We start from the raw sequence: 18,786 nt of genomic DNA, 5'->3' as shown, positions 1-18,786 counted from the left end.
CGCTGTTTACTCTGGAAATTGCTGTTCCGGCGCTGTCGTCTTGCCGGTCCGGTGGCCGTGATAGAGCGTGCTGTCAAGGTAACGCCCGAGGCCGAAGCGGACAAGCACGCCGATGGCGGCGGCGGACGGCACCGCCACCAGCAGCCCGACGAAGCCGAACAGGGCGCCGAACGCCAGGAGCGCAAACATCAGCCAGACCGGATGCAGCCCTACGCTTTTGCCGACCAGGCGCGGCTGGAGGATGTTACCTTCGAGAAACTGGCCGACGAAGAAGATGCCGGCCACGATGCCTATGTGAAGATAGTCCGGCCAGAACTGGACGAGCGCCACGCCGACGGCAAGGACGAGGCCGACCAGCGAGCCGACATAGGGAATGAAGCTGATCATGCCGGCAAACAGGCCGATCAGCAGGCCGAAATTGAGGCCGGCGAAGGACAGTGCGGTGCCATAGAACAGGCCGAGAATGATGCACAGCGACCCCTGCCCGCGCACGAAACCGGCAATCGTCAGGTTCATCTCAAGAGCGATCTGGCGAACGGTGGCGACGTGGTCGCGCGGGATCCAGCCATCGACCGTCTCCACCATCCGGTCCCAGTCGAGCAGCAGATAGAAGGCGACGACCGGGGTGACGATCAACAGCGAGATGATGTCGAGCAGCGCCATGCCCGAATTCCATATCTGCTGGAACAGCGTGCCGAGGAAGCTCGCGCCCTGTTCGAGCAGCTTGGCCGAGTTCTGCTTGATGGTATCCATCTGACCGGCCACCCAGTCCGGAAGCCAGCCGGTTTGCGGGCTGGTCACGAATTCCTGCAGCTTGGCGATGTAGCCCGGCATCTTCTGGATGAAATCGGCGGCCTGGGTGAAGACGATCGGAATGATGACGACGAGCGACAGGGCAAAGACGACGATGAAGCCGATCAGGATGACAACCGTCGCCATCAGGCGGCTCAAGCCCAGCTTTTCCAGCCGGTCGGCGACGGGATCGAGGAAATAGGCGAGCGCCATGCCGGCGATGAACGGCAGGAGGATGGTCGAGAATACCATCAGGAAGGCGATGAAGGCAGCGAGAAACAGCGCCCAGAAGATGGCCTGGCGCCGCAGTCCGCTGCTGCTCAGTTTGTTGACCATGCCGCTATTCCGATGCCCCGTGCTTGAAAGCCGCAAAACGCGCTCCTGCCTTTGGAGATAGGATGCGCCACCAACCGCGGTCAAGCCTAAGGCTGCAAACGGCCGCGACAACGCAGCGAAACAGTAAAAAAGCGTGAGTTTCAGGGGCAATATGCTTGCACTTCCCTGATCGTCATGCCAATCGCAATGCCAAAACGACAAGCCGGCGGAGATCAAGCCATGAGCGAGCCAGGAAAGAACGGTCTGACCTACAGCGATGCGGGTGTGGACATCGACGCCGGAAACCTTTTGGTGGAAAAGATCAAGCCGCATGTGCGCTCGACCCGGCGTCCAGGTGCCGACGGCGAGATTGGCGGCTTCGGCGGCCTGTTCGACCTGAAGGCGGCAGGGTTCACCGACCCGGTTCTGGTTGCCGCCAATGACGGCGTCGGCACCAAGCTGAAGATCGCCATCGATGCCAACAAGCACGACACGGTCGGCATCGATCTCGTTGCCATGTGCGTCAACGATCTCGTCGTGCAGGGCGCCGAACCCCTGTTCTTCCTCGATTACTTCGCCACCGGCAAGCTCGATCCCGACCAGGGTGCCGCAATCGTCGGCGGCATCGCCGCGGGTTGCCGCGAGGCGGGCTGCGCGCTGATTGGCGGCGAGACGGCCGAAATGCCGGGCATGTATTCGGGCGGCGATTACGACCTCGCAGGCTTCGCCGTCGGTGCCGCCGAACGCGGGCAATTGCTGCCGGCCGGCGATATCGCCGAGGGCGACGTCATCCTCGGTCTCGCCTCCTCCGGCGTGCATTCGAACGGCTATTCGCTGGTGCGCAAGATCGTTTCGCTCTCGGGCCTCGCCTGGGAGGCGCCAGCTCCCTTCGGCGAAGGCACCCTGGCCGACGTGCTGATGACGCCGACGCGCATCTATGTGAAGCCGCTTTTGAAGGCCATTCGCGAGACCGGCGCGCTGAAGGCGCTTGCCCACATCACCGGCGGCGGCTTTCCGGAAAACATTCCGCGCGTGCTGCCCAAGCACCTCGCCGCCGAGATCGATCTTTCCGCCATAAAGCCGCCGGCCGTCTTCTCCTGGCTTGCCAAGACCGGTGGCGTTGCCGCCAACGAGATGCTGCGCACCTTCAATTGCGGCGTCGGCATGATCGTCGTCGTCGCGGCTGATGATGCCGAGAAGGTAGCTTCGGTTCTCGAGGCCGAAGGCGAGACCGTCTTTGCGCTCGGCCGCATGGTGGCCCGCGACGACGGTGCCGCCGGCACGATCTACAAGGGCACGCTCGCCCTATGAACGATACGGTGAAAACGGCCCGCAAGCGGGTCGTGGTGTTCATTTCCGGCGGCGGCTCCAACATGCTGGCGCTGGCGAAAGCGGCCTCCGAACCGGATTTTCCCGCTGAAATCGTCGGCGTGATTTCGGACAAGGCCGACGCCGGCGGGCTTGCCAAGGCAGCGGCACTCGGCATTCCGACCTTCTCGTTCGCCCGCAAGGATTATGACAGCAAGGACGCGCATGAAGCGGCGATCCTGTCGGCGCTTGAAAGCCTCTCGCCCGACATCATCTGCCTTGCCGGTTACATGCGGCTGTTGAGTGCGGCCTTCATCAATCGCTACGAGGGCCGGATCATCAACATCCACCCGTCCCTCTTACCGCTGTTTCCAGGTCTCCACACCCATCAGCGCGCCATCGATGCCGGCATGGTAGAAGCCGGCTGCACCGTGCACTTCGTCACCGAGGGCATGGACGAGGGACCGGTCATCCTGCAGGCCAAGGTGCCGGTCCTGCCGGGCGATACCGCGGAAACGCTTGCTGCAAGGGTCTTGGTCCAGGAACACCGGACATATCCGGTGGCGCTGAGGTTGATAGCCGAGGGCAAGGCAAGCATGACCGACGGGCGGTTAATCGGAGCCGAGGGAGCGACAACTGGCGTGACTTGGTCAACCCTATGACCAAGTGCGATGTCTAAAGACGCTCTCGTTGTCAGCCTCGCGCGCAAACATCAACTCTCGGCATATGATGCGGCTTATCTCGCGCTGGCGATTACAGAAGGGATTCCGCTCGCCACACTCGACAAAAAGCTGCAGCAAGCGGCCGTCGCCGAAGCGGTTCTGGTGTTTTCCGCATAGCTCACTCCGCAGCCAGCTTGTCCCGGTTCAGCATTGCCCATTGCAAGAGCATGATCGTCTTGCCGTCGCAGATCTCGCCGCTGTCAATCATCGCCATGGCATCCTTCAGCGGCACCTCGAGCACCTCGATGTCCTCGTCCTCGTGTGCGGCGCCGCCGCCGTCTTCGGCGCGCACCGTCACGTCGATGATCGCGGCGAAGAAATGGATCGTCTCGGTCACGGCACCGGGCGACATGAAGGCCTGGAAGATCGGCCGCACGTCCTGTACCAGATAACCTGTCTCCTCCATCGCCTCCCGCTTGATCGCCTCCACCGGATGATCGCCGTCAAGCAGCCCGGCCGGTGTTTCCAGCAGCCAGCCCGAATGGCCGTTCAAATGCGCGGGCACGCGGAACTGGCGCACGAGGATGACGCTGTCGCGCCTCGGATCGTAGAGCAGGATCGTCGCGCCGTTGCCGCGATCGTAGACCTCGCGCTTCAGCTTCTTCGTGACGCCGTTCGAGCCGGTGTAATCGAAGGTGACGTTGCGCAGGTGGTACCAGTTCTTCGAAAGCGTCTCTTCCTTCAGGATGTCGATCTTCGCGTCGCGGAATTTGGTCATTCGCCGGTCAATCCTTGCGCAGCCATACGTGATTGTCGTGGAAGGCGGCGCCGCCATAGGGCGCTGCCGCGTCGGCGCCGGTCAGCACGTTGATGCCCTCCCCGTCCAGGTGCGCATCGTTCGGCCAGAGCCCCTCGGCGATCACCACGCCACGCCGCGCGCCGCCGCCGAGCCTGGCGTGCAGGCGGATTTCGCCCCGCTCGTTGCCGATCCTGACGATATCGCCCTCGGCAATGCCGAGTGCCGCCGCATCCTCCGCGTGGATCATGGCTTCGGGGCGGCCTTCCTTCTGGATCGAAGACGGCGTCTCGGCAAAGGTCGAGTTCAGGAAGGAGCGCGCCGGCGACGTCGCCAGCCGGAACGGGTGTTGCTCGTCGGCAACTTCGATCAGGTCGACATGATCGGGGAATACCGGCAGTTTCGCATGCGGACCGAAGAGGCCGAGCGCCTTCGGCGGCCGGTTCGGCGCCGGTGTTCCGGTCCAGTCGGCCTTGAAGCGGAACTTGCCGTCCGGATGGCCGAACCCCTTGATGAAATGCGCGGTCTCGAAATCCGGCTGGACATCCAGCCACTTGTCGCGTTTCAGCTCTTCATAGCCGATGCCGTAGTTGACCAGAATATGGTCGACATGCGCGCGCTCGCTGAGGCCGAAGCCCGGCCTGTCGGCAACGCCGAGGCGCCTGGCCAGTTCCTCGATGACGAAGAGGTTGGTGCGCACGCTCGAAGGCGGCTCGACCACCTTGGGGCCGAGCAGGATGTGCTGGTGGCCGCCGCCGCGATAGAGATCGTCATGCTCGAGGAACATGGTGGCGGGCAGGACGATATCGGCGAGCTTGGCCGTGTCGGTCATGAACTGCTCGTGCACCGCGACGAACAGGTCGTCACGCAGGAAGCCGCGCTTCACCAGCCGCTGCTCGGGCGCCACATTGACCGGATTGGTGTTCTGGATGAGCATCGCCGTCACCGGTCCGCGATGGCGCAGCGCCTCCGCATCACCGGTCAGGACGCGGCCGATCTGCGACTGGTCGAGCATCCGGATCTCCGGGTCGAGCATCGCCGAGCCCATCAACTCGCGCTTGTCGAACCTGAAGATATCGTTGTTGGAGTGGAACGCGCCGCCGCCCTCGTGCTGCCACGATCCAAGAACGGTCGCCACCGAGGCTGCCGCGTGGATGGCGACGGCGCCGTTGCGCTGGCGGGTAAAGCCGTAGCCGAGGCGGAAATAGGTTTTCGGGGTCGTGCCCACAAGCTTGCCGAAGGCCTCGATCTCCTCAATCGGCAGGCCGGTGATGGCAGACGCCCATTGCGGCGTGCGGGTTCTCAGGTGGTTTTCGAGCCCGGCCGGATCGTCCGCATATTGCGCCAGATAAGCCCGGTCAGCATAGCCGTCGCGGAAGGCGATATGCATGATGGCGCAGGCGAGCGCCGCATCGGTGCCGGGCTTCAGCACCAGCCCCATGTCCGCCTGCTTGATCGTCGGATTGTCGTAGATATCGATGACGACGATCCTGGCGCCGCGCTCCTTGCGCGCCTTGATCGCGTGGGTCATCACATTGACCTGCGTCGACACCGCATTGGTGCCCCAGATGACGACGCAGTCGGATTTCGCCATCTCGCGCGGATCGGGGCCCCTGAGCGAGCCCGTCGCCATCGTCAGCCCCGTCCAGGCGAGGTTGGTGCAGATCGAGCCGAAGAAGCCGGAATAGCGCTTGGCATGGCGCAGGCGCTCGATCGAATCGCGCTGCACCTGGCCCATCGTGCCGGCAAATAGGGCCAGACGGCCTCGGAGCCATATTGCTGCTCGGCCTTGACGAACGCGCCGGCGATTTCGTCGAGCGCGTCGTCCCAGCTGATCTCCTGCCAGCTTCCCTCGCCCTTTGGGCCTTTGCGCCGCTGCGGCACCATCAGGCGGCCCGGATGGTAGATGCGCTCGGAATAACGCGCGACCTTGGCGCAGATGACGCCGGCCGTATAGGTATTGGCGCTTGCGCCGCGAACCCGGCCGATCCGTCCCTCCTGCGTCACGTCGATTTCGAGCGCGCAGGCGGAGGGACAGTCATGCGGACAGACCGAATGGGCGATGGACTTTTCTGGCTTGATGGGGGTCGCAACGTTCATGGCTTTTCTATATTGCATCGCGCAAGGCTCTCAAAGGCCCATTGGGCATGCATTCCAAGAATTCATCAGGACGATCAGGGACGCGAATGAATTACCGTCACATCTACCATGCAGGCAATTTTGCCGACGTCCTGAAGCACGCCGTGCTCGCCCGGCTGATCGTCTATATGGCGCAGAAGGACAAGGCCTTCCGCGTGCTCGACACCCATGCGGGCATCGGCCTTTATGATCTGTCGAGCGAGGAAGCGCAGAAGACCGGCGAATGGCAGGACGGCATCGGCCGCCTCATCGATGCGGACATTCCGGCGAAGGCAAAGGCCCTGCTTGCCCCCTACCTGACGGCAGTGCGCGATCTCAATCCCGGTGGCGGCCTCAAGCTCTATCCCGGCTCGCCGAAGCTCACCCGCATGCTGATGCGGCCGCAGGACCGACTGTCGGCGATGGAACTGCACCCCGACGACTACGAGACGCTGCACCGGCTGTTCGACGGCGATTTCCAGAGCCGCATCACCCAGCTCGACGGCTGGCTGGCGCTCGGCGCCCATCTGCCGCCAAAGGAAAAGCGCGGGCTGGTGCTGGTCGATCCGCCCTTCGAGGTGGCCGGCGAGTTCGAGCGCCTGGCGGATGGCCTCGCCAGGGCCTGGCGCCGGTTTTCCGGCGGCACCTTCTGCCTGTGGTATCCGCTGAAACAGGGTGCGCCGATTGGAGCCTTCCACGCGGCGCTTAAAGCGCTGGAAATCCCCAAGATGCTCTGTGCCGAGCTGGGGGTGCGTAGCGATCGTGATAGGACCGGCCTTTCCGGCTCGGGCCTGATCATCGTCAACCCACCCTATACGCTGAAGGATGAGCTCGACGTCCTCCTGCCGTTCCTCAAGGACCGGCTGAAGCAGGATCGGCACGCCTCCGCCCGCGCCTTCTGGCTGCGCGGCGAGAACGTGGCGGAGCGCGATTGAACGAGACTTGACGGCCAGCCCCCGGAAGACGCAATCTCGTCGGGGACTTTTCGGGAGACGACCATGACCAGAACGCGCGCCGCAAGCCTCCTTTTCTCCCTTGCCCTTCTTCTGCCCGGCGCAATGCCGGCCGCGGCAGCCGAACCGTCGAGCAGACTGGATTATGGCGAGACGGCTTGCCACAACCGGTCAATCCTCGGCTTCATCACCTCCGATTTCGGCTATCGCGCCCGCCACTACCTGAAGGCGGACATTGCCATCGCGGAAATCCGCGACATGGGTCTGAACCGGCTCGAACTGCGCGACGAAACCCACCCGGTCGAGCGCGAATATTGCTACGCCACCGCCATCACCACCGACGGCGAGACGCGGGCGCTCTGGTATCTCATCGAGCGTGGCTGGGGTTTTGCCGGCATCGGCTCGAACGTCGAGTTCTGCCTGAGCGGCCTTGATCCCTGGTTTGTCTACGGTGCTCAGTGCGCCTCGCTGCGATAGGCCGTGTGGCGGATTTCCGGCGCCGCCTGCGGCCGCTCTTCGCCGCGCTTCTGCTTTCGGCCTGCAGCGGAGAAAGCGAACATGAGAAGCAAGCGGCGGCAACCGGCCCCGCCACAACCACCCCCATCGCCACTGCGCAGGCCAAAGCCCAACCCGTCCCGCTCGGCAACGGATTCGACTTCTATGTGCTGTCGCTCTCCTGGTCGCCGAGTTGGTGCCTTGAAAACGACCCTTCCGGCCGCACTGAACAATGTGCGGCGGAAAACGATCACGGCTTCATCGTGCACGGCCTCTGGCCGCAGAACGAACAGGGTTATCCGGAATTCTGCCGGACGCGCGACCCCGACCGGGTGCCGGAGGCGCTGGGACGCACGTTGTTCGACATCATGCCGTCGATGGGGCTGATCGGCCACGAGTGGCGCAAGCATGGTTCCTGCTCGGGGCTCAGCCAGAAAGACTATTTCACGGTTCTGCGCGCCGCCCGCGAGAAGGTGACGATACCGCCGGCGCTGCAATCGGTGAAAACTCACCAGCGAACAAACGCCGCCGAGATTGAAACATCGCTGACCGCCGCCAATCCCGGCCTGCGCAACGACGCGCTCGCGGTCACCTGCGCCGCCGGACGCGTCGACGAGGTGCGCATCTGCTTCAACAAGGACCTCAGCTTTCGTGCCTGCAACGCCATCGATCGCGCCGGCTGCAAGATGAAAAACCTCAGCCTGCCGGCAATTCCCTAAACAACAGAAAGACAACGATGAAAATTCTCTACTCCCCCGCCTCCCCCTATTCCAACAAGGTGCGCATGGGCGCGCGCTACGCCGGTATCAAAGCCGAAAGCGTGCTGACCGACACCAACGCCAATCCGCCCGAACTGATCTCCAACAACCCGCTCGGCAAGATCCCGACGCTGATCACGCCGGAGGGCAAGGCGATCTACGACAGCCGGGCGATCATGCATTTCATCGACCGCGAGACGAAGGGAAAACTCTATCCGCGCAATGCCGAAAAGCGCACCGAGGTGGAAATGCTGGAGGCGCTGTGCGACGGCATCTGCGACAGCCTGCTCGCCATCGTCTACGAAAAGCGCTTCCATCCGCCGGAAAAGATCCACCAGCCCTGGATCGACAGGCAATGGGAAAAGGTCGTACGCGGCCTCGACTACCTCAATGCCAACCTGCCGAAGACCGGCGCCAAGCTCCATGCCGGCCATTTCGCGCTTGCCGCGATGCTGCGCTATATCGAACTGCGCTTTGCCGGCGAATGGCAGAAGGGCCGCCCGAAACTGAAGAACTGGCCACAGAAATTCGAGAAATTCTTCCCGGACTATGCACAGTTCCAGGCTTGAGCGGCAGCCGGTTCATCCAGAAACGCAAAAAGGCCGGATCGCTCCGGCCTTTTTGTCATGCATGAACTTCGCGATCAGAACTTGACGCCCATACCGACCTTGACGCTGTGTTCGTCATAACCCGACGAAACCTTGCCGCCCGGCAGGCTGAAGTCCTTCGAACCGTAGTCGGAGTAGCGGTATTCGACGCGCGCGGTGACGTTGTCGGTCACCAGGGCTTCGGCACCGGCACCGGCCGTCCAGCCGAGCAGCGTGTTCCTGTCCGAACCGCCCGCCTGCGTTGCCTTGACGCTGGATGCGGCAACACCGGCCGTACCGTAGACGAGAACCGGGTTCAGGTCGTAGCCGACGCGGGCGCGAACGGAGCCGTTGACGCCCTGCTCCATCTTGCGGACCGGGTTGCGCGTGTCGTTGTCGCCGTAGTTGATATCGGCTTCACCGCCGTAAACGATCTGGCCGCTCTGCATGTTGTAGCCGCCATACAGACCGCCGCCGAAACCGGAGGCACCGCGGCCGCCCGTCGCGTCATATTCGCCGCGGGCCCAGTTGGCCGTACCACCGACATAGGCGCCCGACCAGTTCTTGGCGGCCGGCTCGCTGTATTCGGCAGCGGGAGCCGCCGGAACTTCGTCGATCGCGTCTGCCGCCTGAACGGCCGAGAAGGCGATGAGGGATACGGCAGATGCCATGAGGGTGGTGATGAGAGTACGCATTAAAGTCTCCTTTCGAACCGATGCTCCGGACCCTCGCGGTCCTAAACTGATACATCGGTAAACTGCAATTAACCCGCCCGGTTGACGGAGAAATTGCCGACGAAATGCGGATTCACAAGAGCTAAATTGTGAAATTTTAGTGGCGTGAGGGTGGCTGAAATTCGATGTTGCTTCGTAGCCACAGGGTGTTTATTAACCACAAAACAAGATTAACCAAATATATACTACGGCAATAAAAAACAATTCAATTTAGCGCTTCCGCGTTAATTTTTCCAAAACGAATAGGTGGGTGCCGTTTCGCAATCCGCGCCCGCCTCCTATATCCTTGCGACACATACACCGTTTCGAATCGCAGAGCAGGAACCGCCCTTGAGGACGCCTTTGAAAACAGCGCTGGTCACCGGTGGCGCCAAGCGCATTGGCAAGGCGATCGTCGAGGACCTGGCGGCGCACGGCTTTGCCGTGGCCGTCCATGCCAATGCCTCGCTGGCGCAAGCCGAAGAGCTAGCGCGGGAGGTTCGGGCTCAGGGCGGCAAGGCGGCGGCCATCTTTGCGGACCTCACCGATACCGCAGCCGTCGCCGCCCTGATGGCAGACGCCGTCGCGGCGCTCGGTCCGATCGGGCTCCTGGTCAACAATGCCTCGCTGTTCAAGAAGGACAGTCTCGAAGAATTCGACGAGACGGTCTGGGACCGGCATTTCGCCCTGCATGTGAAGGCGCCGTCGCTGCTGGCGCGCGATTTTGCGGCACAGCTGCCGCAGGCCAATTCGGGCCTGATCGTCAACATCGTCGACCAGCGCGTCTGGTCTCCAAATCCGCGATTTTATTCCTATATGTTGTCAAAGTCGGCACTGCTGACGGCAACCAAGACGATGGCGCAGGCCCTGGCGCCCGACATCCGGGTCAACGCCATCGGCCCCGGCCCGACACTGCCGAACGAACGGCAGAATGAGGCGGACTTCCGGAGGCAGGTAGACGCGGTCATCCTCAAGACCGGTCCGCAACTTGGGGAATTCGGCCGCACGATCCGCTTTCTGTTCGACACGCCCTCGATGACCGGGCAGATGATCGCGCTGGATGGCGGCCAGCATCTGGCCTGGCAGACGCCGGACATTTTGGAGATTGTGGAATGAGCGGGCGCGTGCCCACAGATGGCGGCATTCTGTACGATGAAAATGCCAGCGACGAGGATGACCTGATCGACGCAGCGGAGAGCCCCGCGCCGGCACCGATTCTCGATTGGGCCGAAACCGGTGCAATTCCCGACGGTCTGCGCGGCGGCGAACTGATCCAGGCCTTCGTCAAGCGCCTGCCCAACAGCCCCGGCGTCTACCGCATGTTCAACGAGGCGGGCGACGTGCTCTATGTCGGCAAGGCGCGCAGCCTGAAGAAGCGGGTCGGCAACTACGCGCAGGGCCGCGTCCATTCCAACCGCCTCGCCAAGATGGTGCGCGAGACGGCGCACATGGAGTTCGTGACGACGCGCACCGAGATCGAGGCGCTGCTATTGGAAGCGAACCTGATCAAGCGCCTGCGGCCGCGCTTCAACGTGCTTTTGCGCGACGACAAGTCGTTTCCCTATATTCTCGTGACCGGCGACAGCCGGGCACCGGCGCTCTACAAGCATCGCGGCGCCCGCAGCCGCAAGGGCGATTATTTCGGCCCCTTCGCCTCGGCCGGCGCCGTCGGCCGGACGATCAATTCGCTGCAGCGCGCGTTCCTGTTGCGCACCTGCACCGACAGCGTCTTCGAGACCCGCACCCGTCCCTGCCTGCTGCATCAGATCAAGCGCTGCGCCGCGCCATGCACCCGCGAGATCAGCGACGCCGACTACGGCGAATTGGTGCGCGAAGCCAGGGATTTCCTCTCCGGCAAGAGCCAGGCCGTCAAGGCGACCATCGCCGCCGCCATGAACGAGGCGTCGGAGAACCTCGATTTCGAGCGGGCCGCGCTTTACCGCGACCGGCTGGCGGCGCTGTCGCATGTCCAGAGCCATCAGGGCATCAACCCATCCGGCGTCGAGGAAGCGGATGTCTTTGCCATCCATCACGAAGGCGGCATTTCCTGCATCCAGGTGTTCTTCTTCCGCACCGGCCAGAACTGGGGCAACCGCGCCTATTTTCCGAAGGCCGATCCGACCCTGCCCGCAGCCGAGGTGCTGAGCGCCTTCCTCGCCCAGTTCTATGATGACAAGCCCTGTCCCCGGCAGATCCTGCTCTGCGAGCCGGTGGCCGAACAGGAACTGCTTTGCGAAGCGCTGACGGAGAAATCCGGCTACAAGGTTTCAATCCTCGTGCCGCAGCGCGGCGAGAAGAAGGATCTGGTCGAGCACGCGCTCGCCAATGCCCGCGAGGCGCATGGCCGCAAGCTCGCCGAAACAGCGTCGCAGTCGCGCCTGCTCGAGGGGTTTGCCGAAACCTTCAAGCTCGAGCGTGCGCCGCGCCGCATCGAGATCTACGACAACTCCCATATCATGGGCACCAACGCAGTCGGTGGCATGGTGGTGGCGGGACCGGAAGGTTTCGTCAAAGGCCAGTACCGTAAGTTCAACATCAAATCGACCGACATCACCCCCGGCGACGACTTCGGCATGATGAAGGAAGTGATGACCCGGCGGTTCTCGCGGCTGTTGAAGGAAGAGGGAAAGCCGGATCGCAGCGCAGAACCGGTCGAGGATGCCGGTTTTCCGGCCTGGCCGGACGTGATCCTCATCGACGGCGGCCAGGGCCAGATGACGGCGGTTCGGGCGATCCTGAGGGAACTCGACATCGAGGATTGCGTCACCGCCATCGGCGTTGCCAAGGGTGTCGATCGCGATGCCGGGCGCGAGCGCTTCTTTCCGCCCGGCCGCGACGGCTTCACGCTGCCGCCGCGCGACCCCGTGCTCTATTTTATCCAGCGCATGCGCGACGAGGCGCATCGCTTCGCCATCGGCTCGCACCGGGCGCGGCGCAAGAAGGAAATGGTCAAGAATCCGCTGGACGAGATCGCCGGCATCGGGCCGACGCGCAAGCGTGCGCTGCTGCAGCATTTCGGCACCGCCAAGGCGGTTTCCCGCGCCGGCATCAACGATCTCGTGGCCGTGGAAGGTATATCCGAAGCGGTGGCGCGGCTCGTCTATGACCACTTTCACGAGGAAGGTGCGAAATAGCCTCTACGGGACGCGGCCCAGGTCGCATTGATCAAGCGCAGGGTTCAGCCCGATTGCGGCAGGACACGCCCGCGCGCCGGGAGTGTCCTGCGCTCAACCCGGTTCACCGCCCGTTCAGATGAATTCAGCCACAATTGCGGGTGATCTATCAAAGAACGGTTGACGCGGCTGTCACAAAGCCGTTCATCTGTCGCCCAAGAACTCGCAGAGAACCCGAATCCATGTCCTCCACGCCGACTACCTACAGCATCCCCAATCTCCTGACCTATGGACGCATTCTGGCTGTTCCGCTGATCGTTCTGTGCTTTTTTATCGAAGGCAAACTGCAGAGCTCCGACTTTGCCCGCTGGACGGCGCTGGCGCTGTTTGGGATCGCCTCGATCACCGATTTCTTCGACGGCTATCTCGCCCGCATCTGGCAGCAGACCTCCAACATCGGCAAGATGCTCGACCCGATCGCCGACAAGCTTTTGGTCGCCTCCGTGCTACTGCTCGTGGCTGCCGACGGTACGATCGCCGGCTGGTCGATCTGGGCTGCGATCATCATCCTGTGCCGCGAGATCCTCGTCTCGGGCTTGCGCGAATACCTTGCCGGGCTGAAGGTGAGCGTGCCGGTGACCCGCATCGCCAAGTGGAAGACGACGATCCAGATGGTCGCCATCGCCTTCCTGCTCGCCGGTCCGGCCGGCGACAAGATCCTGCCCTATACCACCGAAATGGGCATCGTGCTGCTCTGGATCGCAGCGGGGATCACGCTCTATACCGGGTATGACTATTTCCGCGCCGGCCTCAAGCACATGGTCGACTGATGGCACGCGTTGACCTCGTCTATTTCGCCTGGGTGCGTGAGCGGATCGGTAAGGCCGAGGAAACGCTGGAACTGCCCGATAGCGTTGTCACGGCCGGCGACCTGCTTGGCTATCTCAAGACGCTGGGCGAGGAATACGTGGCGGCTCTGGAGCACGAAAACGTCATCCGTGTCGCCATCAACCAGGAACATGTCGACCACCATGAGCCGATCGCCGGGGCACGCGAAATCGCGCTGTTTCCGCCCATGACCGGAGGCTGAGGCCGATGTCCCGGGCGCCTGTCACGGTTCGCGTCCAGCGTGACGATTTCGACCTTGCCGCCGAGGTGCGGGCGCTATCGGCCGGCCGCCACGACATCGGCGCCGTCGTCACCTTCTGCGGCCTTTGCCGCGACGAGGCGGGTACGCTGAGCGCCCTTGAGCTCGAACATTATCCGGGCATGGCGGAAGCGGAGATCGCCCGCATCTGCGGGCAAGCCATCGACCGCTTCGGGCTGCAGGCCGCAACTGCCATCCACCGCTATGGAAAAATCCTGCCGGGCGAAAACATCGTGCTGGTCGTCACCGCCTCGCCGCACCGGCAGGCGGCCTTCGACGGCGCCAATTTCATCATGGATTTCCTGAAGACCTCCGCGCCCTTCTGGAAGAAGGAACACGCGACCGATGGCAGCACCGGCGGCTGGGTCAGCGCCAAGGACGCGGACGACAGCGCCCGGGACCGCTGGTCGAAAAGTGAGTAGAGCCCTTCCGGGCCAGGAAAGGTCTAGGGCTGGAACTGTTCCTTTCTCGTCAGCACCAGAAGCAGGACAAGGAACGAGAAGATCGCAAAATCCCGCCACAGCATCGGGCCATAGGCGCTCCACAGCGTTTCGCCCAGGCCCATCGCTGCTGCCCCCGCCGCAGCCAGCAGAGGTGCTGTCTGGCCACCGATCGCGGCGATGAACAGCACCTTGACGCCGAACACCAGGCCGGCGCCAAAATCCATGTTGCCGTAATAGGATGTGGCGAGAATGCCGGCGATGGCGGCCAGCAGCGTCGACAATCCGTAGGCGGCGACGAAGACACGCTTGCCGTCGACGCCGCAGAGCGCCGCAGCACCCGCATCCTCCGACACCGCCCGCCAGGATCGACCCCAGGCGGAGCCCGTCAGGAACCGGTTTCCTGCCCCCACCATGGCCAGCATCAGCCCGGTGTTCAGCAGCTGGATTACCGTCAGCGTCACGGGGAAATCCGGATCGGACCAGAGCGTGAGCGGCGTGTTGAGGAACGGCGGCAGCCACAGGCTGCGCGTCTCCGCCGCGATCCGCGACAGTTCCATCAGCACCATCGCCACGCCGAGAGAGGCAACGACCACGGTGTTGGCGGAGGTCTTCGCCAGCCGGCGCATGACCGAGCGGCCGATGACGAGGCCGGCGCCCAGCGTATAGAGCAGCGCCAATGTCGCACCGACCGCAAGCGCAAGCGGCAGCACCAGCCAGAGACGGTTCCAGGCGAAATCGGAAAACAACAGGAAGATCTGGCCGGCAAAGCCGAACAGCGCGCCATAGGTCAGGTCGGCCCTTTTGGTGACCGAGAAGGAGATGGAATAGCCGAAGGCGAGCAGCGCGTAGAGAGCGGCGATCGGCAGGGCACTGGCAAGCTGCTGCAGAAAATAGGCCATGGACAATCCGGGTGATGACAACGTCGGCGCAAATCATTATAACTAGTAAAATACGTTTTACCAGTTAGGATGTTGCGTGCGTGACCTTTACCTGGACACCCCATCGTTTTTCCGGCGGCGCACTCGCTTTCGATGTCGCCAATTCGGTCGTGCTGCGCTTCGATGCCGAGCGGCGGATCGACCGTTACGCCGATCCCGCGGCCATCGACGGCTTTGCCGCGGCCGCGGCGCGTTTCTGCGCCGACAGGGACCTGTTCGGGCCGCTGCGGCCGGTCGCGCCGGAAAACCTGCAGGCATTTCTCGATCTGAGGGAAGCAACCGACCGGCATTTTCGCGCCGAGGTGCTGGGGCATCCCTCCTCCGGGCGCCTGGCCGATCTGCTCGACGCGGCATCCACCGTCATCCGGCGCCATGCCCTCAAGGCAGCCCCCACGCCGCTCGACGCCGCCACGGCGCGCTCCGCACTGATGCTTGCGACCTTCGCAGAGCCGCAGCGCCTGAAAATCTGCCCCAATTGCCAATGGCTGTTCCTCGACCGCAGCCGTAACCGCAGCCGCACCTGGTGCGACATGACCGTCTGCGGCAACCGGGTGAAGGCAAGCCGGCACTACCAGCGCCAGAGGAAGGAACTGATCCAATGACCGTCCACCCGAAACGCCTGACGCTTGTCGCTCTTCTTCTGGCTGGCGCGACGGCCCTGGCCAGCTGCCAGCGCGAGACCGGGCCGGACCCGCTCGAACTCACCGGCAAGATGTTCATCTTCAACTATCGGCTGGCCTATGCCACCTACATGATCACGCTGACCAAAACGCAGCCGGTTCCGGAGGGCAGTACCGTTGTAGCCACGTTCGAAAACCCTGCCGGTGGCGCGCCGCTGACCCTCAGCCGCAAGCTCTTTGCCAAGCTCGACAAGGTCGTTCTCGAAAGCCAGGATGTGAGCTGCGTGAAAAAGCAGCGGCCCTATGCCGTCACCATCGAGGTCAAGGAGCCGGACGGCGCCATCCTGCAAACGCTGAAGACCACGGTGACCTCCGATCTCGATCAGGACATCCTGCCCGCCAAGGCGCTGGTCGTCGGCCCTGCCTATGACAAGAACCCTGAAGTCTTCGAGGACGGCAGGACGCCCGAACATTTCGAGACGGCGAAGTGCCCGTCGTAGACTCCGGTCACGCCGAAAGGAAAAGCCGGAGCGTTTCCGCCCCGGCTCTTGAAAGGAGTGTTTTCAAGCGCTTTGCGCCGAACCCTCAGAGATTGAATCAGCCGACGATTTCGGTGTCGGAGAACCAGTACTTGATTTCCTGGGCAGCCGTTTCCGGAGCGTCCGAACCGTGAACCGAGTTCTCGCCGATCGACAGGGCGTGGACCTTGCGGATGGTGCCTTCGTCGGCATTGGCCGGGTTGGTGGCGCCCATGATTTCGCGGTTCTTCAGGATGGCGTTCTCGCCTTCGAGAACCTGAACGACGGTCGGACCGGAGGTCATGGTTTCAACAAGTTCGCCGAAGAAGGGGCGTTCCTTGTGAACGGCGTAGAAGCCCTCGGCTTCGCGCTTGCTCATCCACACGCGCTTGGAGGCGACGATACGCAGGCCTGCGTCTTCAAACATCTTGGTGATGGCGCCCGTCAGGTTGCGCTTGGTGGCATCCGGCTTGATCATCGAAAAGGTGCGTTCAATCGCCATTGTCTCAATTCCCTTGGTTTTCCGTGAGTCGGCGGTTCAATAACCGCCAATCCCGCGCAAAACAAGGGGGAACGGCGAAGTTTCACGGCCTCGTCACGAAGCGCGCGGAACGACACGAAGATCGAACCTGCCGTGGATCTTTCTTGGAAAGCGCAAACGGCAAACAACCAAATCAGTAAATTTCATGGAAGACATCAGCCGCCATGATACCGTTCAAGAGTAAGCTCGCCACATGCAGAAGGAGAACACGATGCTCGACCATTACCGCATGTTTGCCGACTACAATCGCTGGGCAAACCGGCTGCTCTATCAGGCGGCGGCCGCGCTTTCCGACGCGGACTATCGCGAAAACAAAGGCTCCTTCTTCGGTTCGCTGCATGCGACACTCAACCACCTCCTGGCCGCGGATCGCATCTGGATGAAACGCTTCACCGGCACGGGCGATGCGCCGACCTCTCTCGACGTCATCCTGTTCGATGATCTCGTCACGCTGTCGTCCGCCCGCGCCGCGGAAGATGAGCGCATCATTGCCTGGATCAAGGGCCTGACCGAAGCCGATCTCCGCGGCCATTTTACCTTTACGCCGATCACCAACCCCGTTTCCATGACCCAGCGCGTGGCGCCGGTGCTCGCCCATTTCTTCAACCACCAGACCCATCATCGCGGCCAGTGCCACATGACGCTGACCGCACTCGGGCAGCCGAGCCTAAGTTTAGACTTGGCTTTATTCCTCAGAGCCGAGGGGAATAAGTGGGCTTCCTAAATCTCCGCCCACACGCTCCTCACAGGCAGACACGCAAAACGAAATCAGCGCATCCAGAACGTCCACCGACCGCTTGAGGTAATTCCGTTGTGGGGGAAAATCTCATTGTCATGTCGAAGCCGAGCTTGCGGTGCCCGAGGAAGTTTGCGATCTCCATCATACCCACGCCATGCGGGCGCAGGTATCCCTATGCCGAGTCAGGTGGATTGCCGCAACTAAAATTTATCCCGCCCCTTACGAGAAAATGTTTGGGCTATCTGGGCTGATTACGAAATCCTCCCCGATATGCTCCAAGAGCGCCGCCAGTATCGCGGGATTCTGGGGCGTCGCCGGTAATCTTAAGCGGGCTTCGGTGCGAGACATGGCGAATAGCTCAGCGCCTTCGATGTTTCTTATCCACGAACGCACAGCCGTTTGAACGTCACGATCCGGCGCGGTGTTTTTCGCCCTTATTGTGTAGCTTTCGGTGACTGTCCGCCGTCGCCCAGGCACAAGCCAATCCGTTTCGATGCGGGCAAGACGCTCATGAAGTGAGGACAACTCCTCCATGAATACGCTTTCCGTAGAAGCTGCACCTTCGGTGATTTTCACTTTGCCACGGGAGAATGTAACCGGGTTATCTACCTCGTGATCGCCCGCCAGTGCAGCGTCCGCAAAGCTTTTAAGTATGTCCCTTGCCACCTTTAAGTCTTTCGGGCGACGGCGCTGAAATTTGATGGAGCGGAAAGAGGCGATGTCAAAAGGTATCCGCTGCCCTTCAAGGTGCATGTGGATTATCGGCTTTTGTATCATGTGCCGGATACCGATCTCGTAGAACGCATTTGGATTGAGCGTGGTAAGGTCGGCTATGACGAGTTCAGATTCCAGCAACGCTGTTATGACCTGGGCATCTATTCGTCCGGGGTTTGAAATCTTATCAGCACGAGTCACCTCGAAATACGGGAAGTGTTCCGCGAACACCGGCTCAATGATTTCCTCAAGCAGCCAGTCCGCATGAATCCGGTCGTCGCTGTCGTCGTCACCTATCGGGCCGACAACAAAACACTGTTTCTTGGGGGTGGCGGCTTTTGCCATAGCAAGCTCCTCAGATACCAATCCAATAGTGCTAAGGCGGCAACGCCATGTATGCAACCGTCTCGCCTCGATAATACTCGTCAAAGTTACAGACCATCTCCCAGTCTCAACTCATCGCACCTCACAAAGGAGCGACATCATGAAAACCTTAAACGAGCACCTGCGCGAAGT

Annotated in this window: 21 protein-coding genes and 1 pseudogene; 15 read left to right on the top strand and 7 right to left on the bottom strand. The window is 62.2% G+C overall.

What is annotated here, in order from left to right:
* Positions 1–6: 6 nt before the first annotated feature.
* On the bottom strand, positions 7–1,128 hold the full coding sequence (locus JNB71_RS22690) for an AI-2E family transporter (protein ID WP_220374051.1): 1,122 nt from the start codon (positions 1,126–1,128) through the stop codon (positions 7–9).
* Between the two features lie 219 nt (positions 1,129–1,347).
* On the opposite strand from JNB71_RS22690, the gene purM reads away from it, so the two are divergent.
* Genes purM through JNB71_RS22675 form a run of 3 tightly spaced genes read left to right on the top strand, consistent with a single transcriptional unit; the run spans position 1,348 to position 3,254 of the window.
* Positions 1,348–2,418 (top strand): phosphoribosylformylglycinamidine cyclo-ligase, encoded by a 1,071-nt coding sequence (purM, locus tag JNB71_RS22685; RefSeq protein ID WP_220374050.1) that lies wholly within the window; start codon positions 1,348–1,350, stop codon positions 2,416–2,418.
* A gap of 8 nt (positions 2,419–2,426) precedes the next feature.
* The gene (purN, locus tag JNB71_RS22680) at positions 2,427–3,077 is read left to right on the top strand and encodes a phosphoribosylglycinamide formyltransferase (RefSeq protein ID WP_220374206.1); all 651 of its coding nucleotides are present in this window, start codon (positions 2,427–2,429) and stop codon (positions 3,075–3,077) included.
* 9 nt (positions 3,078–3,086) lie between these two features.
* Positions 3,087–3,254 carry a PIN domain-containing protein gene (locus JNB71_RS22675; protein ID WP_220374049.1) on the top strand — a complete coding sequence of 56 codons (168 nt, stop codon included), beginning with the start codon at positions 3,087–3,089 and terminating at the stop codon, positions 3,252–3,254.
* A gap of 1 nt (position 3,255) precedes the next feature.
* Here JNB71_RS22675 and JNB71_RS22670 read toward each other — a convergent pair whose 3' ends face one another.
* Together JNB71_RS22670 and JNB71_RS22665 are read right to left on the bottom strand one after the other, a co-directional pair.
* Positions 3,256–3,855 carry an NUDIX domain-containing protein gene (locus JNB71_RS22670; RefSeq protein WP_220374048.1) on the bottom strand — a complete coding sequence of 200 codons (600 nt, stop codon included), beginning with the start codon at positions 3,853–3,855 and terminating at the stop codon, positions 3,256–3,258.
* A gap of 7 nt (positions 3,856–3,862) precedes the next feature.
* A pseudogene (locus JNB71_RS22665) lies at positions 3,863–5,991 on the bottom strand (molybdopterin-containing oxidoreductase family protein).
* Positions 5,992–6,059: 68 nt separating this feature from the next.
* Between JNB71_RS22665 and JNB71_RS22660 the strand changes: the two are divergent.
* The 4 genes from JNB71_RS22660 to JNB71_RS22645 all read left to right on the top strand — a co-directional run bounded on the left by JNB71_RS22660 (position 6,060) and on the right by JNB71_RS22645 (position 8,766).
* Positions 6,060–6,926 carry a 23S rRNA (adenine(2030)-N(6))-methyltransferase RlmJ gene (locus JNB71_RS22660; protein WP_220374047.1) on the top strand — a complete coding sequence of 289 codons (867 nt, stop codon included), beginning with the start codon at positions 6,060–6,062 and terminating at the stop codon, positions 6,924–6,926.
* Positions 6,927–6,989: 63 nt separating this feature from the next.
* On the top strand, positions 6,990–7,421 hold the full coding sequence (locus tag JNB71_RS22655) for a hypothetical protein (protein ID WP_220374046.1): 432 nt from the start codon (positions 6,990–6,992) through the stop codon (positions 7,419–7,421).
* A gap of 5 nt (positions 7,422–7,426) precedes the next feature.
* Positions 7,427–8,158, top strand: a complete 732-nt coding sequence (locus JNB71_RS22650; RefSeq protein ID WP_220374045.1) for a ribonuclease T2 family protein — start codon at positions 7,427–7,429, stop codon at positions 8,156–8,158.
* A 17-nt stretch (positions 8,159–8,175) separates the two neighbouring features.
* The gene (locus tag JNB71_RS22645; protein ID WP_220374044.1) at positions 8,176–8,766 is read left to right on the top strand and encodes a glutathione S-transferase; all 591 of its coding nucleotides are present in this window, start codon (positions 8,176–8,178) and stop codon (positions 8,764–8,766) included.
* Between the two features lie 74 nt (positions 8,767–8,840).
* Here the strand turns inward: JNB71_RS22645 and JNB71_RS22640 are convergent, their stop codons facing one another.
* Positions 8,841–9,479, bottom strand: coding sequence for an outer membrane protein (locus JNB71_RS22640; RefSeq protein ID WP_220374043.1), 639 nt, complete (start codon positions 9,477–9,479; stop codon positions 8,841–8,843).
* A 369-nt stretch (positions 9,480–9,848) separates the two neighbouring features.
* Here JNB71_RS22640 and JNB71_RS22635 point away from each other — a divergent pair, with 369 nt between their 5' ends.
* From JNB71_RS22635 to JNB71_RS22615, 5 genes are all read left to right on the top strand, one after another.
* Positions 9,849–10,613 carry an SDR family oxidoreductase gene (locus tag JNB71_RS22635; protein WP_220374042.1) on the top strand — a complete coding sequence of 255 codons (765 nt, stop codon included), beginning with the start codon at positions 9,849–9,851 and terminating at the stop codon, positions 10,611–10,613.
* A complete protein-coding gene (gene uvrC, locus JNB71_RS22630; RefSeq protein WP_220374041.1) occupies positions 10,610–12,631 on the top strand; it encodes an excinuclease ABC subunit UvrC in 2,022 nt (673 codons plus the stop codon). The genes JNB71_RS22635 and uvrC overlap by 4 nt, the downstream gene beginning before the upstream one ends.
* 221 nt (positions 12,632–12,852) lie before the next feature.
* Positions 12,853–13,440, top strand: coding sequence for a CDP-diacylglycerol--glycerol-3-phosphate 3-phosphatidyltransferase (gene pgsA, locus JNB71_RS22625; protein WP_220374040.1), 588 nt, complete (start codon positions 12,853–12,855; stop codon positions 13,438–13,440).
* Complete coding sequence (moaD, locus tag JNB71_RS22620) at positions 13,440–13,700, top strand: molybdopterin converting factor subunit 1 (RefSeq protein ID WP_018327388.1); 261 nt, start codon at positions 13,440–13,442, stop codon at positions 13,698–13,700. Before pgsA ends, moaD begins: the two co-directional genes overlap by 1 nt.
* Before the next feature lie 5 nt (positions 13,701–13,705).
* Complete coding sequence (locus JNB71_RS22615) at positions 13,706–14,179, top strand: molybdenum cofactor biosynthesis protein MoaE (protein ID WP_220374039.1); 474 nt, start codon at positions 13,706–13,708, stop codon at positions 14,177–14,179.
* Between the two features lie 23 nt (positions 14,180–14,202).
* Here the strand turns inward: JNB71_RS22615 and JNB71_RS22610 are convergent, their stop codons facing one another.
* Positions 14,203–15,099 carry a branched-chain amino acid ABC transporter permease gene (locus JNB71_RS22610; protein WP_220374038.1) on the bottom strand — a complete coding sequence of 299 codons (897 nt, stop codon included), beginning with the start codon at positions 15,097–15,099 and terminating at the stop codon, positions 14,203–14,205.
* A gap of 80 nt (positions 15,100–15,179) precedes the next feature.
* On the opposite strand from JNB71_RS22610, the gene JNB71_RS22605 reads away from it, so the two are divergent.
* Positions 15,180–15,740: a CGNR zinc finger domain-containing protein gene (locus JNB71_RS22605; protein WP_220374037.1), complete on the top strand. Its 561-nt coding sequence runs from the start codon at positions 15,180–15,182 to the stop codon at positions 15,738–15,740.
* Positions 15,737–16,258 carry a hypothetical protein gene (locus tag JNB71_RS22600; RefSeq protein ID WP_220374036.1) on the top strand — a complete coding sequence of 174 codons (522 nt, stop codon included), beginning with the start codon at positions 15,737–15,739 and terminating at the stop codon, positions 16,256–16,258. The genes JNB71_RS22605 and JNB71_RS22600 overlap by 4 nt, the downstream gene beginning before the upstream one ends.
* A 97-nt stretch (positions 16,259–16,355) precedes the next feature.
* Here the strand turns inward: JNB71_RS22600 and ndk are convergent, their stop codons facing one another.
* Complete coding sequence (gene ndk / locus JNB71_RS22595; protein WP_220374035.1) at positions 16,356–16,778, bottom strand: nucleoside-diphosphate kinase; 423 nt, start codon at positions 16,776–16,778, stop codon at positions 16,356–16,358.
* Between the two features lie 250 nt (positions 16,779–17,028).
* Between ndk and JNB71_RS22590 the strand changes: the two genes are divergently transcribed.
* A complete protein-coding gene (locus JNB71_RS22590; protein ID WP_220374034.1) occupies positions 17,029–17,541 on the top strand; it encodes a DinB family protein in 513 nt (170 codons plus the stop codon).
* A 234-nt stretch (positions 17,542–17,775) separates the two neighbouring features.
* Here JNB71_RS22590 and JNB71_RS22585 read toward each other — a convergent pair whose 3' ends face one another.
* Entirely contained in the window at positions 17,776–18,615 is an 840-nt protein-coding gene (locus tag JNB71_RS22585; protein WP_220374033.1) for a hypothetical protein, read from the bottom strand.
* Between the last annotated feature and the right edge of the window lie 171 nt (positions 18,616–18,786).

The sequence above is a fragment of the Rhizobium herbae genome (assembly GCF_019511375.1).
GTDB lineage: Bacteria > Pseudomonadota > Alphaproteobacteria > Rhizobiales > Rhizobiaceae > Pararhizobium > Pararhizobium herbae_A.
The sequence above is the reverse complement of the archived record's forward strand: the minus strand, read 5'-3'. Positions and strand labels throughout refer to the sequence as shown.

Bases quoted from the DNA above. Each gene is read 5' to 3' on its own strand.
- JNB71_RS22655 (WP_220374046.1), top strand. From the start codon at position 6,990: ATGACCAGAACGCGCGCCGCAAGCCTCCTTTTCTCCCTTGCCCTTCTT.
- JNB71_RS22645 (WP_220374044.1), top strand. From the start codon at position 8,176: ATGAAAATTCTCTACTCCCCCGCCTCCCCCTATTCCAACAAGGTGCGC.
- JNB71_RS22670 (WP_220374048.1), bottom strand. From the start codon at position 3,855: ATGACCAAATTCCGCGACGCGAAGATCGACATCCTGAAGGAAGAGACG.
- JNB71_RS22690 (WP_220374051.1), bottom strand. From the start codon at position 1,128: ATGGTCAACAAACTGAGCAGCAGCGGACTGCGGCGCCAGGCCATCTTC.
- pgsA (WP_220374040.1), top strand. From the start codon at position 12,853: ATGTCCTCCACGCCGACTACCTACAGCATCCCCAATCTCCTGACCTAT.
- JNB71_RS22610 (WP_220374038.1), bottom strand. From the start codon at position 15,099: ATGGCCTATTTTCTGCAGCAGCTTGCCAGTGCCCTGCCGATCGCCGCT.
- moaD (WP_018327388.1), top strand. From the start codon at position 13,440: ATGGCACGCGTTGACCTCGTCTATTTCGCCTGGGTGCGTGAGCGGATC.
- purM (WP_220374050.1), top strand. From the start codon at position 1,348: ATGAGCGAGCCAGGAAAGAACGGTCTGACCTACAGCGATGCGGGTGTG.
- JNB71_RS22675 (WP_220374049.1), top strand. From the start codon at position 3,087: ATGTCTAAAGACGCTCTCGTTGTCAGCCTCGCGCGCAAACATCAACTC.
- uvrC (WP_220374041.1), top strand. From the start codon at position 10,610: ATGAGCGGGCGCGTGCCCACAGATGGCGGCATTCTGTACGATGAAAAT.
- JNB71_RS22660 (WP_220374047.1), top strand. From the start codon at position 6,060: ATGAATTACCGTCACATCTACCATGCAGGCAATTTTGCCGACGTCCTG.
- JNB71_RS22590 (WP_220374034.1), top strand. From the start codon at position 17,029: ATGCTCGACCATTACCGCATGTTTGCCGACTACAATCGCTGGGCAAAC.
- JNB71_RS22615 (WP_220374039.1), top strand. From the start codon at position 13,706: ATGTCCCGGGCGCCTGTCACGGTTCGCGTCCAGCGTGACGATTTCGAC.
- JNB71_RS22640 (WP_220374043.1), bottom strand. From the start codon at position 9,479: ATGCGTACTCTCATCACCACCCTCATGGCATCTGCCGTATCCCTCATC.
- ndk (WP_220374035.1), bottom strand. From the start codon at position 16,778: ATGGCGATTGAACGCACCTTTTCGATGATCAAGCCGGATGCCACCAAG.
- JNB71_RS22585 (WP_220374033.1), bottom strand. From the start codon at position 18,615: ATGGCAAAAGCCGCCACCCCCAAGAAACAGTGTTTTGTTGTCGGCCCG.
- JNB71_RS22600 (WP_220374036.1), top strand. From the start codon at position 15,737: ATGACCGTCCACCCGAAACGCCTGACGCTTGTCGCTCTTCTTCTGGCT.